Below are 15993 nucleotides of genomic sequence, written 5' to 3' on the forward strand. Positions count from 1 at the left end.
AACTTGGAAGGATTTTTCGATGTTTCCTTACCTATTTAGGTTGGGTAAAGACAAAACAAAGGTCGTGCCTTTGCCCAATTCACTCGTGCACTGTATATCTCCATTAAGTTGCTGAGTTATCAAATTATATAAAATGAACATTCCCAGACCCGTGTTACCATTGCTTCGATTTGTTGTGAAAAAAGGCTCAAATATGTTACTTGAAACATCAGCGCTCATGCCTTTGCCATTGTCTCTATACAGTAACTTTATTGATTCATCAGCTTGTTTGACTTCAATAATGATCTTTCCTGAACTATCTTCGTCAAACGCATAATCCAAAGACTTGGCTATAAGGTTACTTAATATTTTCGCTAAAGCATCAGGGTAGCTTGTTAATTCTATATTTTCATCACACTCGATACTGAATATAATATTTCTGCTTAAAAACTTATTAATATAGATGGAATTAACATCATCTAAAATTTCTTTTAAATTAAATTTTGTAATTTCCTCACTTGAATTACCCACACTTACCTGCTTGAAGTAGCTTATAAGTGTTGATGATCTTGACAAGTTATTCGCTATTAAATCTACTGTTTCATTAACAGATGAAAAGTACTCTATTAACTGAGACTCTGTTATTTCATTATCGCTAAGCGCAGTGTGTACTTCTTCCGTTATCTCTGTTATAAAAGACGCACTCGTAATACATATTCCAATCGGTGTATTAAGCTCGTGCGCAACGCCTGATACCAATCTACCTAGCGAGGCCATTTTTTCCGATTCTACTAGTTTTTTTTGAGTATCACGTAATTCTTCGGTTCTTTTCCTCACCTTTTCTTCTAGTGCTATCGTGGTTTGAAATAAAGAAAAGTCACTGGATTCACTATTAATACCTTGCTCAGCGCGCGTTGCCAGAACATCGATTATTTTATTCAAACGATTTATTTCACTAATATACTCTTGTTTTGATAAATCATTCATTTGAGAAGCCTATTGCTATTCCTGTGCAAGTTTGGTTTACATGTAAGCCATTTATTTGCTCGCCATAAGTACTAAACCCGACAGCATTATGTTTTACTAATAAATTGGAGACTTTTGATAAATTTTCAGTTTCTTTAAGCTCTAAGCGACGTAATATACAGTCAAAAGTAAGTAATCCTTGAATTTCTCCCATGTCGTTTTCAATACTTTCAATTGAGGCTTTCATACTGTCATGCAGGTCATTTCCCTGCGCAAGACGTAACACTATCCCGACATCAATAGCACAATAAAAAGTTAAACTGCCGTCATCATTAACGCATTTTATCGAACGTACAAATTCATCTTTCCCAATAACGACAACTGTGGGATGACTGGCAATTAATGCTTCGGTTAACTCTTCAGGCGAAGAAAGCCCAAGCATTCGAGCATATTCTTCAGCAGCAGGAAAACCATTCAATTCAGTAACAATACGATCTTTAGGTATTGCGTCAGTAACGATCATTCTCTTGCTCGTTGAATAAATATGTTGCGACTTCAATATGTTAAAAGGCAATGTAGTTGAAACTAACATAAGCGCCGCACAATCCACATGCATTTCACCTTTATAATATAAATAGGTAGCAACAAAATGTAGGTTATCGCCAGCAGAACCACCTACCAGTGGTACATTTGAAATAGCATTAGATACTGTTCTGACGAAGGGTTCTTCACAGCAAGAAACGCCATCAATAAGCAACAAAGAAAAAAGTTCACCGCTATTTTTTACATTATATAAATCGTTATGATTTCTATATAACCTCTGGGTTTTTTCATGCCAAACATTTAATTCCATTTTACTGATTGATGGGTAGATCAATGAACTTATCTTGAAATATTCCTTTGAAAAAGCGATAGCCGTTATGCTTTTTTCATCATAACCATTTAATCCTATTTCTCCTGATGTTGAACACCCAACTACTTCAACACAGGATAATGAGTTATTTATAGCCTTACTTAGTGAGCATCTGTTATATGAAATAGAAAAAAACAGCATAACAAACACGTTTGAATTCAAATCTAATTGCTCACTTATTTCTTTTATCGCTGCATCTGCGTCGGTAAGTTTAGTTGAGGTAATCGTTATGCCACTACTCATAGATATTTACTGCCTTTAGTTTAAGGTGTACTAAGTTCAGAATTCTTGTGCCAGAACCACAGCTTTGTATGAATTACTGCTATTCTATAATTTAGTCAAACTTCGAACTTTATCCAGTCTCGAACTCATATAATAAGTACATCATTGATAGCTTAACGGTGAGCAAAGATCGTTTGAAAGCTGTGAAGTCATTGAAGAGCCCTACAAACCGGTATCCTGACTGACTGCCGATGTGGGCAGCGTCATTTGGAATAGTCGACGGCCAATATGGCGGTTTTGATGACGCCGATATCAATGCCTACAAAGCAAGCGGGTCAGCAAACACCGCTATCAAAGAGATGTGTATCAAATAAAATAGAGAAATATTGACTCGCCACTCATTAATGATAATAATTCTCAATATCATTAATGAGATGTAATTGAATTATGCTTAAACAACTTGTTGCCAGGAAATGCCCTTGTTGTAGGCATGAAGTCCCGCTTTCTCATCGTCTATTGTTTCTAATACGCGAACCCGTTACCTGCCGTTATTGCACAAAAACGCTGAGACCAGATGTCCGAATTATGAGCGTTAATATGTTCTGGTTGAGTATAACGGTGGCGTGGGGAGTATTGAGATATACCGATTTATCGAATATGCCGGCTTTTCTGGTAGCCGTTTGCAGCGCGAATCTGCTCCTTCCTGCTCTCGATCTGCTATTTCCATTAGAAGAGAATTGATTAGCCCAAACGAGCAAACTGCGAGTTCGGGCTGTAAGAACCTAAAATTCAGCGTTATACGTTGTTTATGCCATACCCCAAAGTATGTACAAACCAAAGAGCAAAAAGCCTGCTGTCACAACAGAATAAAAGGTGTGGAAAACAGTGGCAAACCCGCCAATGGGTACTTTCTGCGTGTAGTCTGTTCCTATCTGCCATCCGGCAAGTAGCGAGTTCAGCATAACCACCACAAGCGTAATAGAGGCATACACTTTAAACCCCATTGATTGATGAAATGCAGTCCAGGTTTGATAGTCAACAGTGTCCATATTAAACACACTAAACAGGTAAAAAGCGGCAAAGATAAAAATCATTACATTGCTAATACGCTGAAAAATCCATTCTTTCACGCCATTGCGCTTAATATTCATTGTCGTTAACCCCACACCCAAAAACCGAACAACACACTTAAGAGAACGCCCGCGGCAATGGCTACCTGTGAAATGAGCTTACCGCCTTCCAATGTTTCGAAGTGACCAAATTCTTGGATAAGATGCTTGATCCCTCCCATGATGTAATAACCCAACGCAGTTAGAAATCCCCACAGGAAAAACTGCGCAATAAAATTATCTTGGATGAGCACCTTTGCACTACCAAAACTTTCTTCGCTTTGTAAAGAGACGAATAACAATGGCAAAAAATAGGCCAGTGAAAACCAGATAATCACTGCACATATCCGGTGTAAAATGGAGGCAAGACCCATAACCGGTAATTTAATTGTGGTTAAGTCCATATTTCGTGGACGTGTATCTTTCATTTAACAGTTCCTTTAGTTAAGGCACACTCGATAATAATTCTTATTTGCAATAAGATACTCCATTTTGCAAACGCCGACAATGTTAGCCAAAGGTGTACTACACAATTTTCACATATGAACTAAACTTCCCTCTCCGCTGTATCAGCAAAGTAGTCGCTCAGGAGAATTCAGTGAAACAACCTTTACCCATGCAGTTATTCGAGTTGTGGACACTGGCTCCCCAGGTCATCGCCAATCGTCTGTATCGAATGTCAACGTCAACCCGGTTACCGGCCAAGTCTGATATCTGGGAAATGAATGAAATGTGGATTGAAAAAGTCATTGCCGCAGGTACGGCCATGCAGGCTGTTACTATGGATTCTGCGAAGTTTCAGGCCAAAGCCGTATCGGAGATGGTGGGCACGGCATCGTCACCCGCTATGCTGCCTCAGGCGCTGTCTCAAATTATGTTTCGCTATGCACCTGCTGCCAGCATGAAGATGACAGAAAGTTTGGTTAAACCGTTCCACAGTAAGGTTAAATCGAACGCAAAGCGCCTGCTCTAGGCGCTTTCAAGTCTTTTTGTATCTGAGTAACACCTCAAAACTCGACAATTAACAGCAATGTCGCCGCTGTTGCCGCGCCCATGGTCAAGTTGAATCCGCGACGGCGGTTGGGGCTATTCAACCAATCTCGCAGTTTCGCTCCCGCCCCTGCCCAAAGAGAAATAGCAGGAAAACCGATAACCGCAAATGTCAACATGATCATCGCCCCTGAAAGCACGTAATCGTCGCCAGGCAGTGAAAACGTACTCACACTTCCTAGCGCCATCATCCACGCTTTTGGGTTTACAAATTGGAATAGGGCCGCCTGCCACCAGCGCAAAGGCTGACTGTCGATGTCATCATTCTCACTGATTGCCGCGACGGGTCCGCTGGCAATTTTCCATGCCAGCCAGAGTAAATATGCCGAACCGGCAACATTTAGCACCGAATACAGCGACGGATACAATGTAAACAGGGCGCCAAGTCCTAGTAGAACACAAAACAACAATATGGCTACGCCTATTACGATACCAATCATGTGCGGCAATGTGCGCGTGAAGCCAAACTGTGCACCTGATGCCAGTAACATCATGTTATTCGGGCCCGGAGTGACGGAGGTAACAAATGCAAAAGCTGCAATGCCAAATAATAAAGAAAGTTCCATGTTGTTTTCGCCGCTATATAAAGTTTTCAAATAAAGTGAATGCGTTATGACGTACTCTATTGAACTCGACTGTATTGTTTTATAGATAAATAAACAGGCAAATGACCATACACATTTTATGTTCTAGCACTGTATGGTCAAAAATCACCAAATCTGTATGGTTATTCTTACTAAAACTGTACGGTATATTACTGTGTATGTTTTTAAAGGATTGACTATGAGCCGATATCAGCAACTTGCTGCACGTCTGAAAGAGCAGATCCAATTGGGCTATTTCGCCCCGGCATCCCGTTTACCGTCTGTTCGCCAGCTTGCCAGCGAGCATGGAGTGAGTTTGTCTACTGTTCAGGAAGCCTATCGCGTACTGGAACGAGACCAGCTTATTGTAGCGCGTCCGAAGTCTGGCTACTTTGTTGCTGAAGAGCGAAAAGCCATTAATCGGCCTGAACAGTCCAAACCGCCTCAACGCCCCATGGACGTCTCATTGTGGGAAGATGTTTTAGCCATGTTGTTGGGTCATGGTGTAGATGCTGTTTGTGAGTTTCAGCACGCCATGCCTGATATGGCTTCATCCACGCTCAAGCCGCTGTTAAAAAGCCTTTATGAGCTGAATCGTCATCGCCCACAAGATGGCATGAAATACGGTCACATTCAGGGTGATGCGGGACTTCGCGAACAACTTGCCCGGCTTACGGCATCGGCCGGTTGCCATTTAATGGCTGAAGATTTTGTGGTGACGTCGGGCTGTCAGGAGGCTTTATCTGTTTGTTTACGGGCTGTGGCTGAACCTGGCGATATTGTCGCGGTAGAATCACCCGGCTTTTATGGCGCCATGCAGGCGATAAAAGCCGCCAACCTGAAAGCACTGGAAATTCCCACCGATTCCCGGGATGGAATGAGCATTGATGCGCTGCGTCTTGCCATGGACCAGTGGCCGGTAAAAACGATTCTGGTTACACCTACGGTAAATAATCCCCAGGGATATGTCATGCCGCTGGAAAAAAAGCAGGCCTTATATCAATTGGCCCAAGAATTTGATATCGCCATCATTGAAGACGATATTTATGGCGACATTGCCTTTGATTATCCGCGGCCTAAAACCCTAAAATCATTCGATGATGATGGACGCGTTCTCCTTTGTTCCTCATTCTCTAAAACGCTGGCTCCCGGTTTTCGTGTGGGCTGGATTGCACCAGGCCGCTATCGTGACAAAGTCACCCATATTAAGTATGTCAGCAGTTCTATGTGCCCTACTTTGCCCCAGCTTGCTATTGGCAGGTTCATCCGCGAAGGCGGTTATGAACGGCACCTAAGCGCCATGCGACAGCACTATCGTAAGGCCAGAGATCTCATGCTAGAGGATATCAGACGGTTTTTCCCCGAGCAGACCCGGGTAAGTTACCCGGAAGGTGGCTTTGTTTTATGGATGGAATTACCCAAAAAATACGACGCGGTAAAATTGGCGGAACGTGCCAAGCAAGCTGGCATTATTTTGGCCCCAGGCCAGATGTTTTCTGCAACGGGCAAATATCGTCATTGTCTTCGCTTTAATTTCATTGATAGAAACCATGCATCGAGGGAAGCGGCGCTTCGCACCCTTTCTGAGTTTTTGCCTGAATGCCAGTTGTCGCCGTCTTGATCTTCCGGGAAATATAAAGATACAGGCTTTCGTTGCCTGCCAAGACCACTATTTTCTCATCTACCACTTTTTGCCCTAGCGCCTATCTGCTACCATCAACAAATGATAATGATTATCACTATCAAGGCTAAAAAAGGAGTGTACCGTGATTTTTGGCAACCGATTTTCCAGACTAAGCCTGTTTTGCTTAGGCTTTGCCACTGCAATGATTTCAGTCTCGGGTTGTGCTGCGGATATGGCGAAAACTGAAAGCAGCTCAGCCCCTGCCCCATGTCAGTCACCCAGTTATGTATTTGGATGGCAATTTATAGAAGAAAGCTGCGACTTTTCGCCCCGGGGTGGCACGTCAACGGGCGCGCAAACCATCAAAGATTCCACACCATCGGAGCATTGGCGTAACCTGCAAAAAGATGGCCTTTCAACTTATGAGCGCGACCGTGAAGCCATTCTGGCCATGTCGGGTTACTTCAGAGTGAGCTTTGATTTTATCGAAACCATGGGATTTTCTCCTGATTATCAGCCTTCAAAACCTTATCGCTCCTGGGGCACGGAATGGGTAGCCGTTGTCGAAGATAAACCTGATTTTATCAGTCTGCAGCATATCATGGTCATGGTTTTCGTAGATGAAAACGGTCAAGCCAGTGAGCCAATGGTGATGAAGCATTGGCGACAGGATTGGCAATATGAAAAGTCCAGCGAATTTGTGTATGCCGGAAATCAAACCTGGGAAAACCATCCGCTTGATGAACAACAAAATGCTGGCCACTGGTCTCAGTCAGTCTTTCAAGTGGATGATTCTCCTCGCTATGAATCGCAGGGAATATGGGAACACAAAGGCAATCGTTCGCAATGGGTGAGCGATGTTACCTGGCGGCCGTTGCCTCGTCGTGAAAGCAGTGTCAGAAGTGATTACCAAGTACTGGAGGGTGTAAACAAACACATTATTCTGCCTGATGGCTGGGTTCAGGAAGAGGAAAACTACAAGTTAGTGTTATCCGACAGTGGAGAGCCCTCGACCACTTCACCCTATATTGCTAAAGAATTTGGTATTGCCCGATATGAACGCATTAAAGATCACGATTTTTCACCTGGTGAAACCTACTGGGAAAAAACGGCGAATTACTGGCGAGATGTCAGAACGGTATGGCACGAACTGGCAGAACAAAACAAAGCGATAGTCATCAGTAAAAAAGCGAACGGTGTATCGATGTTTATGCCGTTCTTCGGTCGCGCCCAGGAAATCGCCGACGGCGGGCAATACGACAGTGATGAAGAAATAAAACAAATCCGAAGCACATTGGCGCCGTATTTAAAAATGGTGACTGATCCGCAGGAACAAACTCAGTGAATCAGTGACTAACCTTTTTAACAGGGTAAAGTGAACAGACACCGAAGGCTTTTTAGCAAACTCGTAAAAGGAAACCTGACTATGTGCGATCATCACACTGAAGCGGATGCAGATAACGCCGTAAAAAACGCAACGACATTGAGCCGCAGAAACTTCCATAAACTCGTTGCAGTAGGCTCATTAGCTACCGCGTTTCCGCAGTTTACTCAGGCACGAGGAAGCGTTAAAACTGAAGAAGTTTCGGTAAAAACGCCTGACGGCGAAGCGGATTGTTTACTTACCTATCCTGAAGGCGGTGCCTTTGCTGGCGTGGTGATGTGGCCAGACATCAAAGGCCGTCGCACAGCCTTTGATTTAATGGGGCAACGTCTGGCAGCGAAAGGTTATGCGGTGCTGGTAGTGAACCCATTTTATCGTGATGTGAAAGGCGCAGCCTTGCCTCAAGGCATCGAGTTTCCCTCTGAAGCGGCCTGGGGCGTACTTAGCCCTATGCGGGCCAAACTTACCCAACAAAATACAAACAATGACAACCGTGCATTCTTTAATTTTCTTAACCAGCAGGATGCCGTTGACGCCTCGAAACCCAAAGCGGTTATGGGCTACTGCATGAGTGGCAGCTTTACTATTTTTGCTGCTGCCGCATTCCCTGATGAAGTGGGCGCCATTGCGTCGTTCCATGGTGGCGGTTTGGCGACTGACGACGAAAATAGTCCACACTTGTTAGTGAAAGACAGCAAAGCAGTTGCAATACACGCCGTTGCTGAAAACGATGCACAAAAGAGTCCGGACATGACGCCGCTGTTAACCGAAGCTTATGAGGAAGCGGGCATTAACGCAGATATTGCCATTTACCCTGGCACTTTGCATGGCTGGACGCCACCGGATTCAAAAGTGTACAACGAGAAACAAGCCGACATCGCCTGGAACCGCATGCTAGAGGTATTTGAAAAAGGCCTTAAGGGCTAGTCATCGGCGTAAAGCATACAAGACGTTAAAAGGCCGACGTTTTTCAGTATTCATGCTCAAATATCTGGTTTAGATATCTGAGCCATTGAACCTGTAAACGCCGGCTTTTAAGTTTTCACCTTGTCACAATGACAAACATCTCGCTATAACGCTTTAATATTATCATTGCCGTCTCTGTCGATGAGCTTCACGAAGGGATCAACCCCGGCGTAAGCTGGCATCTCAGGCACCGTTATAGCTATTTTATTCTCACCACTTGTTAGTTTATGTTTCGCCTTGTAAAGGATCTGGTTGTCTTCCTGGAGCTTATCAGGGCTCACCGTAAACAAGACTATATCGACCAACTCATTCAGCGGCTGTTCCGTTTCTCGCCCTTCGCCATCCGCTTCATACTTCGCAGCGGCAATGGTTAACGTTACTTCAAACTCTTCATTCACCTGGGTTGATTCCACATTGGTAATTTTAAGATCGTACAAAGTAATACGCGTGAACAAGTCTGCGATAAACCCTTGCTCTTCCGGGGTGGCAACGGCATTCAATTCTGCCAACAAATCAAGGGTTGTCGGGAACGGGTTCGATTGGTAACGGAATTTTTTCAGTAGCGACTGAAGTGCACTATTCAAACGCGACTCACCGAGTCTGTCTAACAGCGCCATCATCACCACAGAACCTTTGCGATAGTGAATGTAATTCTGGTTCTGACTACGCATAAATGGCATTTCTTCTAATATCTCGTTACTTCTGCCCATTAAGTAACGGTCTAGCTCATACTTCACAAACTTACGCATTTTGCTAGCGCCATAACGCTTTTGCAGCACCATCAATGCACTGTACTGCGATAAGCTCTCCGATAAAATTGCACTGCCCTGAACGTTCGCAGCGCCGAGCTGGTGTCCCCACCATTGGTGCGCCATTTCATGGGCGGTAACATAGTACACATAATCAATGTCATCAGGGTCACGCAGGTCAGCGGTAAACCCGATATCTTCAGAGTAAGGCACGGTATTAGCGAAACTTTGGGCAAAGGAGCGATAGCCTGGAAATTCAATAATACGCACCTGTCGATGCTGATAGGGGCCAAAGGCGGAGCCAAAATAATCCAGTGAATCTTTGACACTTTGCACCATGGTGTCGAGGTTCCAGGCATGTTTTTCATCGTAATAAATTTCGATGTTAATGCCTTTATACGCTTCACGTTTTACTTCATGACTTGCAGACAAGAAAGAGTAAAAATTCACCATAGGCGCGTCCATTTTGTAATGGAAATAGTGACGCCCGTTTTCACTCCAATCTTTTTGAAGGTACCCCGGTGCAATGGCGATCTGCCCTTCCAACGTTGAAATCGTGGTTTCAAAATCGATGAAGTTGACGCCCTTGCCGAAGAAGCTTTCGGTGTATTTACTGGTATCTTCCAGTTTTGCTGCCACAGGTCGCTCGGGTAAATCTCGCTTGCGACGTTCATGGCGGTCGGTAATAACCCTATCACCACGGAAGCCTATGGTTGGAAACAGTTCATAATTATTAATAAACGTGCCATTTTCAGCCACTGTTACATCGGTATTCCGATCGCGGAAACCATTGTGATCTCGAACCACAGAAAGGGTGCCGGCTATGGTTGACCCAGGTAACATGGGCGTTGCAAATTCAAGCCAAGCCGAATCAAATTCGTCAATATGTTCGACCACAGAGGCGCCAGGCAAATCGACCGCCCACTCCACGGTATTCGACGGCACCGTCAACAACACCCGTTTGATCGGTGTATCTGCACTATTTACAAAAACAACATCGGCTTCGGCCTCTATGCGGCGCTGTTCAGGAAATATATCGACATGCGCATCGACCTTGGTAATAACAGGAATGTTGTCGTCTTCATACTGAGCAAACTCACGCTCATACGCAGCTTGTAAGTCTAACCTTTCATCCTGACCAACAAATTCATTTACCACCTTAGTGTTGTAATGAATAAAACCGCCTGTGAGGAAAAATACCCCCAAACTGGCCGCTAACAGACCCTTGCCGGTGCGTCCCATCTGATACCCCAACAAACGTAACCGATCTTTCAGCTTATTCTCTGGGCCCCGTTGCCACAAACCAAAGCCAATGACAGATAACGCCAGGCTCAGCGCACCCCAGTAGAGCATGTACCAATTAAACCCAGCTAGGAACCAACCGAAACCGTTTAAATCTGAATACGGCACGGAAGGCCCCTGCCCGTAATGCCACATAGTGTGTTCAGCACCTAACTGACTCAGCACCATGGAACCAAGTAAATAGGCCGACGAAAGAAGCATACCAATGAACTTATTCGGGCTGAGTACCTGAATAAAAAAGGTGAGTACGCTAAGCCAAATAAATGGCATGAGTTTTACGTAAAATAACCCAACGGCGTACACATCAAACTCAAAGTGGGTATAGCCTTTTGATACCTGGAAGAAAAGCGTGAAAGCCATACCTATTAAACAAAGCACAACCAATACGGCCCACATGGAAAACAATTTGCTTACCCAGAATACGGCATTAAAAACTGGCGTTGATTCGATGATGTCACCCATACCACTGCCTCGTTCCCGCCACACTATTTCTGCGCTGTAATAGATAATCACGATGAGGAAGGTCAGGAAGAAGTTGTCGTATATGGCATCAACCATGTAACGTGTCAAAGGCCAGTTTCCGGTACCGTACATTCCCTGAAAATCCACGGCATACATGCCACTTAAATTAAACAGGGTAAAAACCAGCAGTACTATCATGGCGGGGCTTAGTAGCACCTGACGCATCTCAAACTTTAAACACGTAATGAACTTGTGCCACTGAAAGCCCCCGGAGGCTTTAGAACTGATTTTATTCTCGACAGGCGCGGGAACACGTGACGCTTTCGTCGGCTTTGCTTTGCGGTTACTTTGCTGCCAGCGCAGTGAAAATAGCCCGCCAAATGCGAGTAAGACAATACTTCCCGCGGCAAGCCATATGAGTCGGTTCTGCAACAGTAAACCACTAAATGAAATAAGCGAGGTGTTTTTGTCGAAGGCCGTCCAATATCGGCTTATTTCACCAAACGTTCTCACGGCAAAGGGGTCGAGCATGGCACCTATTTCTCGGTATTCAGGCTCATTGGTGAGTAAGCCACCCACCACGTAGGCAATAAATACGCCCATTGCTGTAAGGTAACTCGCCATGACAGAGCGGGTTCGATGGGCAACCGCGTAGAAAATCATGCCCATGGAAAAAAATCCAGGCACAATAATATAAAGATAAGGCGTGAGGTAGTAACTCAGTACCGTTGGCCCGAGGCGCTCAGGGTCTACCCACGGCATGAAAGACCCAATAAGTACGCCAATGGGCACCATGGCAAAAACGATTAGGCTGACCAAAACCGCCCCGGTAAAACGACCTAGTTGATACTGCAGAGGATTGACCGGCCGGGTATAGATAAGTTCGCTCATTTTCGATGTGTGGTTGCGGGTAGCGGTACCAGCAATAAAATTCACTAACAAAAATAGCGCGAAAATGCCCATGATGATGGTGATCTGCGCGATAGCGTAACTGCCGTTGTATAACGAGTTAGCGCCTCCAATCCTTACATTATCTGATACCGTCGCCAAGAACGGCAAAAGGAAAAATACCAAAGCAGTAACAGTAAATGAAGGCTGGCGTAAATAATAACGCCATTCAAAAGCAAGACTGTTCCAGAACATGATCCCGCCCCTTATGCAGCGTTAGCGGTGTGTTTACGTGACTGGTAAAGCGTTGAGAAATACACATCCTCAAGGTTTGCTGGTGCAGGAGAGAAACCGGATGGCGCCTCATCAGCCATAACATGTACCACATGTTTTCCAGCGATGAGACGTGATGAAATGAGCGCGAAATTTTGCTCTACTTCTTTGAACTCTTCCTGAGAAACTTGCTTACTCCAAATGCGGCTGTCCAGTTGATGAGTTAGTTCAATTGGGTTCCCTTCCAAGAGTATTTTTCCCTGGCCCAGTACAGCCATGTTAGGGCATAACTCGGAAACATCGTCAACGATATGGGTGGAAAGAATGATGACTTTCTCTTCCCCAAGACTCACTAGCAGATTATGAAACCGGTTGCGCTCTTCTGGATCAAGACCAGCGGTAGGTTCATCGACAATGATCAGATCAGGGTCGCCAAGCAAGGCTTGCGCGATGCCAAATCGCTGACGCATGCCGCCAGAGTAGCCGCTCACCGCTTTATCACGGTGTTGCCATAAATTAGTGTGAACCAATAAACCTTCAACAGCTTCCTTACGTTCTGCTTTGTTGTTGAGTCCTTTCAGTATGGCTAAATGATCAAGCAAACGCTCTGCGCTTATTCGAGGATACACACCAAAGTCCTGTGGCAGGTAACCCAATCGCTGACGCAATTCATTTGGCTGCGCCAATACATCTACCCCATCAAATTCGATAGTGCCTTGATCGGGAGTCTGTAATGTGGAAATAGTGCGCATTAGAGAAGATTTACCCGCACCGTTGGGGCCTAACAGGCCAAACATACCTTTTGGAATGGTCAAATTAATGCCGTCGAGGGCGCGAACGCCATTAGAATACGTTTTTGTAAGTTGGTTTATCGTTAGCATTGCAGTTCCATTTGCTTAGAGTTTTTCGTATTTTTTACTCTATACCAGCCCATTCATCATTGATTGCAGTAATTTGTAACCATTTATCTCAATCTAATGTATTTAACCCTAGATGTTAGAGAGCTTTTAAAAAGCTGATTTAATTACTACTTAATACGATAAAAATGCAAAATCACGCTGTTTGCTTTTCGCATTCCAGTAGAAATGATCAGTGCCTTATTCAACCAGGCATGCTGGCTGTCCGAGGCTATTTCAAGTTTAGCCGCAGTTCGCATGTAGTATGCAGCGGCGGGTAAATCCTCTCCCTTAGCAAGTCGCGCCAGTACCTCTGGGCTCGCGGTTCTTAAGCCTTCGTTATGCACATAAATGATTTCACCATCACTGGTTTGTAGACTGTAATCTGCCACAAGATCGGCCGTGCCGTCGGCGCGCACGGTCTGCCAATCTGCGCCACCGCTGAGTACCTTTCCGCTAAGCTGAGGTCCATGGAATGTTCCGCCGTTAATGCCGATAATACGACGCTTTCCGTAGCGTGTAGTACCCACCTCTCTGGGCGGATCTAGTGTGACTGTTGCTTCAAACAAAAACTCAAGCTCAGGCTCGGGGATATCCGCATAGACAGTGGAATCATCTGCCGCGCGGGTTGCGGCGGATAAACAGCAAAAGAAACAGCAAATGAGTGAGACCATACGTAAAACGGAAGGCATGACAGGCACCTTTGTTAATAATTTGTTTGATTTATTCCATACTGCCAGATTTCGGCTTTAAAGATAGTCTTTATCAAATGAATTAACCCGAATGTCGCTCAGCGCGCACCTAGTTTGCAGCACTGGCGGCGCCGGTGTTTCACAGAAACAGTCAAACATACCGCCACCGGAACAGAGAAAATGAAGGTGGACTTGCTACCAAGCGCGACAAAAATAAAAGACAATACAGCCTTATCCAGAATTTTAGCGCCACTGACTTTACATTGGATCAGCCTTGTTGCTCTTCGCGGGGCGAAACAGTGTTTCCACATCCGGGCTCTGAGCCCGGCTAGGATAAAATTGAGGTTTAAGAGCAAACTGATGCGCTTTTTCAAACGCATTCGCCGCGCTGAGCACGACTTCATCCTGCCAGGCGCTACTGATAAAGCTTAACCCCAACGGTAAGCCTTTTTCCGTTCCCATCGGCACACTTACGTGGGGATAGCCTGCAATAGCGGCCATATAGCCGATGCCAGTGAAACCTTTCGGCGCGTGGTCGCCGTAAACAGCATCAATCAGAAATGCGGGATTATTCGAGGGGGCTACCAGTATATCAACCTCGTTATCTGCCAGAAGTTGATCAATGCCCTCTTTGCCGGTAGCGTTCTGAACAAATGCGACAGCTGATTGATAAGCCTCACCACTTGCGCCATTCGTTTCCTCTGACTTAATGAAAATGCTCTGGTCAAACAGCTGCATCTCCCGGTCATCATTTTGGTTAAACGCGATCAATGCCTTAAGGGAACGAGCGGGTAACTGGGCTGGCGAGTCTGCCAGATACGCGTTTATCGTGGTTTTAAATTCGGAAAGCAGCACGTAATACGATTTATCCCAAAATTCATCTGGCATGGAGAATTCATTAATATCTATCAGCACGGCGCCCTGTGTTTTAAGGGTGTTTAATGCCTGTTCATAGGCCTCATTCACACCGTCGACGCGACTTGGTGAAAATCGCACCACGCCAATTCGCTTACCTTTTAACTTGCCTTCTCGCTCGCCGTTGAGCGAAGAAAATTGGCTTAAATTTACATTATGCTCAGCAGCAACTTTTTTGTCCGCCATGACCGATGCCATCAAGCCAGCATCGGCAACCGTGGCAGTAATAGGACCTGCCGTATCCTGGCTAGAAGATATAGGAACAATGTAAGTTTGCGAGATAAGTCCTACCGTGGGCTTATAGCCCACAACCCCATTGAAAGATGCCGGGCAGATAATAGAGCCATTCGTCTCAGTACCGACGGTTAATGAAGCAAGATTTGCAGCCATTGCCGCACCGGAACCTGAAGAGGAGCCACATGGCGTACGAGCAAGGTTATGCGGGTTGCGGGTTAGACCACCTACTGCACTCCAACCGCTGATGGAATCTTCAGAGCGAAAATTGGCCCATTCAGATAAATTGGTTTTTCCTAGAATAATCGCACCCGCTTCGCGTAAACCGGCCACCAGCGGAGAATCCCGGCCAGTATCATTATTGATTAACGCCATCGCACCTGCCGTTGTCGGCATGTCTTTGGTTTCAATATTGTCTTTCAACAGAACGGGAACACCATGAAGTGGGCCAAGCGGCTTACCGCTTTTGACATCAAGATCACGGTGCGCGGCAACCTTCATGGCTTCACCGTTCAGGCTCAGGATACTGTTAATTCGAGGATCGAGTGAGTCAATACGATTCAGGTAAGCAAAGACCAGCTGCTGAGAGGTAAGCTTTCCCTCGGCAATGGCTTTTGCTTGCTCACTGGCGTTGGCTTCTAGCCAGTTCTTCGGGCTAGCATCAGTTTGTGACTGGGCTTGAGCTTGAGCTTGAGCTTGAGCAACGTAAACGAAACAACATAAAAGAAGTGCGGTGAAAAATTGCATTTTTCTGTCTTTATTTGAATTTAATTCAAATTTTTATC

13 protein-coding genes are annotated in these 15993 nt (G+C 45.1%); 4 read left to right on the top strand and 9 right to left on the bottom strand.

Features of this window, described 5'->3' with window-relative positions:
- Positions 1-27: 27 nt before the first annotated feature.
- The 4 genes from ACXAGX_RS15540 to sdhC all read right to left on the bottom strand — a co-directional run bounded on the left by ACXAGX_RS15540 (position 28) and on the right by sdhC (position 3617).
- A complete protein-coding gene (locus tag ACXAGX_RS15540; RefSeq protein ID WP_474818265.1) occupies positions 28-966 on the bottom strand; it encodes a sensor histidine kinase in 939 nt (312 codons plus the stop codon).
- Positions 959-2101: an FIST N-terminal domain-containing protein gene (locus ACXAGX_RS15545; protein ID WP_474839422.1), complete on the bottom strand. Its 1143-nt coding sequence runs from the start codon at positions 2099-2101 to the stop codon at positions 959-961. The genes ACXAGX_RS15540 and ACXAGX_RS15545 overlap by 8 nt, the downstream gene beginning before the upstream one ends.
- A gap of 785 nt (positions 2102-2886) precedes the next feature.
- The gene (sdhD, locus tag ACXAGX_RS15550) at positions 2887-3231 is read right to left on the bottom strand and encodes a succinate dehydrogenase, hydrophobic membrane anchor protein (RefSeq protein WP_474818263.1); all 345 of its coding nucleotides are present in this window, start codon (positions 3229-3231) and stop codon (positions 2887-2889) included.
- A 5-nt stretch (positions 3232-3236) separates the two neighbouring features.
- The gene (sdhC, locus tag ACXAGX_RS15555) at positions 3237-3617 is read right to left on the bottom strand and encodes a succinate dehydrogenase, cytochrome b556 subunit (RefSeq protein ID WP_474818262.1); all 381 of its coding nucleotides are present in this window, start codon (positions 3615-3617) and stop codon (positions 3237-3239) included.
- Between the two features lie 170 nt (positions 3618-3787).
- Here sdhC and ACXAGX_RS15560 point away from each other — a divergent pair, with 170 nt between their 5' ends.
- The gene (locus ACXAGX_RS15560) at positions 3788-4162 is read left to right on the top strand and encodes a hypothetical protein (RefSeq protein WP_474839424.1); all 375 of its coding nucleotides are present in this window, start codon (positions 3788-3790) and stop codon (positions 4160-4162) included.
- 34 nt (positions 4163-4196) lie between these two features.
- Here the strand turns inward: ACXAGX_RS15560 and ACXAGX_RS15565 are convergent, their stop codons facing one another.
- Positions 4197-4805 carry a LysE family translocator gene (locus ACXAGX_RS15565; RefSeq protein ID WP_474839426.1) on the bottom strand — a complete coding sequence of 203 codons (609 nt, stop codon included), beginning with the start codon at positions 4803-4805 and terminating at the stop codon, positions 4197-4199.
- 217 nt (positions 4806-5022) lie between these two features.
- Between ACXAGX_RS15565 and ACXAGX_RS15570 the strand changes: the two genes are divergently transcribed.
- From ACXAGX_RS15570 to ACXAGX_RS15580, 3 genes are all read left to right on the top strand, one after another.
- On the top strand, positions 5023-6444 hold the full coding sequence (locus ACXAGX_RS15570; RefSeq protein ID WP_474839427.1) for an aminotransferase-like domain-containing protein: 1422 nt from the start codon (positions 5023-5025) through the stop codon (positions 6442-6444).
- A gap of 145 nt (positions 6445-6589) precedes the next feature.
- Positions 6590-7792: a DUF6607 family protein gene (locus tag ACXAGX_RS15575; RefSeq protein WP_474839429.1), complete on the top strand. Its 1203-nt coding sequence runs from the start codon at positions 6590-6592 to the stop codon at positions 7790-7792.
- Positions 7793-7873: 81 nt separating this feature from the next.
- On the top strand, positions 7874-8758 hold the full coding sequence (locus ACXAGX_RS15580) for a dienelactone hydrolase family protein (protein WP_474839431.1): 885 nt from the start codon (positions 7874-7876) through the stop codon (positions 8756-8758).
- Between the two features lie 143 nt (positions 8759-8901).
- Here ACXAGX_RS15580 and ACXAGX_RS15585 read toward each other — a convergent pair whose 3' ends face one another.
- From ACXAGX_RS15585 to ACXAGX_RS15600, 4 genes are all read right to left on the bottom strand, one after another.
- On the bottom strand, positions 8902-12453 hold the full coding sequence (locus ACXAGX_RS15585) for an ABC transporter permease/M1 family aminopeptidase (protein ID WP_474839433.1): 3552 nt from the start codon (positions 12451-12453) through the stop codon (positions 8902-8904).
- An 11-nt stretch (positions 12454-12464) separates the two neighbouring features.
- Entirely contained in the window at positions 12465-13352 is an 888-nt protein-coding gene (locus ACXAGX_RS15590; protein WP_474839435.1) for an ABC transporter ATP-binding protein, read from the bottom strand.
- Between the two features lie 146 nt (positions 13353-13498).
- Positions 13499-14059, bottom strand: a complete 561-nt coding sequence (locus ACXAGX_RS15595) for a DUF3237 domain-containing protein (protein WP_474818254.1) — start codon at positions 14057-14059, stop codon at positions 13499-13501.
- A gap of 258 nt (positions 14060-14317) precedes the next feature.
- Positions 14318-15955, bottom strand: a complete 1638-nt coding sequence (locus tag ACXAGX_RS15600; protein ID WP_474839437.1) for an amidase — start codon at positions 15953-15955, stop codon at positions 14318-14320.
- Between the last annotated feature and the right edge of the window lie 38 nt (positions 15956-15993).

This window comes from Alteromonas sp. ABV4_515, from assembly GCF_056160345.1.

Excerpts from the sequence above, each read along its gene's own strand:
- ACXAGX_RS15600 (WP_474839437.1), bottom strand. The coding sequence starts at position 15,955 with ATGCAATTTTTCACCGCACTTCTTTTATGTTGTTTCGTTTACGTTGCT.
- ACXAGX_RS15570 (WP_474839427.1), top strand. The coding sequence starts at position 5,023 with ATGAGCCGATATCAGCAACTTGCTGCACGTCTGAAAGAGCAGATCCAA.
- ACXAGX_RS15540 (WP_474818265.1), bottom strand. The coding sequence starts at position 966 with ATGAATGATTTATCAAAACAAGAGTATATTAGTGAAATAAATCGTTTG.
- ACXAGX_RS15585 (WP_474839433.1), bottom strand. The coding sequence starts at position 12,453 with ATGTTCTGGAACAGTCTTGCTTTTGAATGGCGTTATTATTTACGCCAG.
- sdhD (WP_474818263.1), bottom strand. The coding sequence starts at position 3,231 with ATGAATATTAAGCGCAATGGCGTGAAAGAATGGATTTTTCAGCGTATT.
- ACXAGX_RS15545 (WP_474839422.1), bottom strand. The coding sequence starts at position 2,101 with ATGAGTAGTGGCATAACGATTACCTCAACTAAACTTACCGACGCAGAT.
- ACXAGX_RS15590 (WP_474839435.1), bottom strand. The coding sequence starts at position 13,352 with ATGCTAACGATAAACCAACTTACAAAAACGTATTCTAATGGCGTTCGC.
- ACXAGX_RS15580 (WP_474839431.1), top strand. The coding sequence starts at position 7,874 with ATGTGCGATCATCACACTGAAGCGGATGCAGATAACGCCGTAAAAAAC.
- sdhC (WP_474818262.1), bottom strand. The coding sequence starts at position 3,617 with ATGAAAGATACACGTCCACGAAATATGGACTTAACCACAATTAAATTA.
- ACXAGX_RS15565 (WP_474839426.1), bottom strand. The coding sequence starts at position 4,805 with ATGGAACTTTCTTTATTATTTGGCATTGCAGCTTTTGCATTTGTTACC.
- ACXAGX_RS15595 (WP_474818254.1), bottom strand. The coding sequence starts at position 14,059 with ATGCCTTCCGTTTTACGTATGGTCTCACTCATTTGCTGTTTCTTTTGC.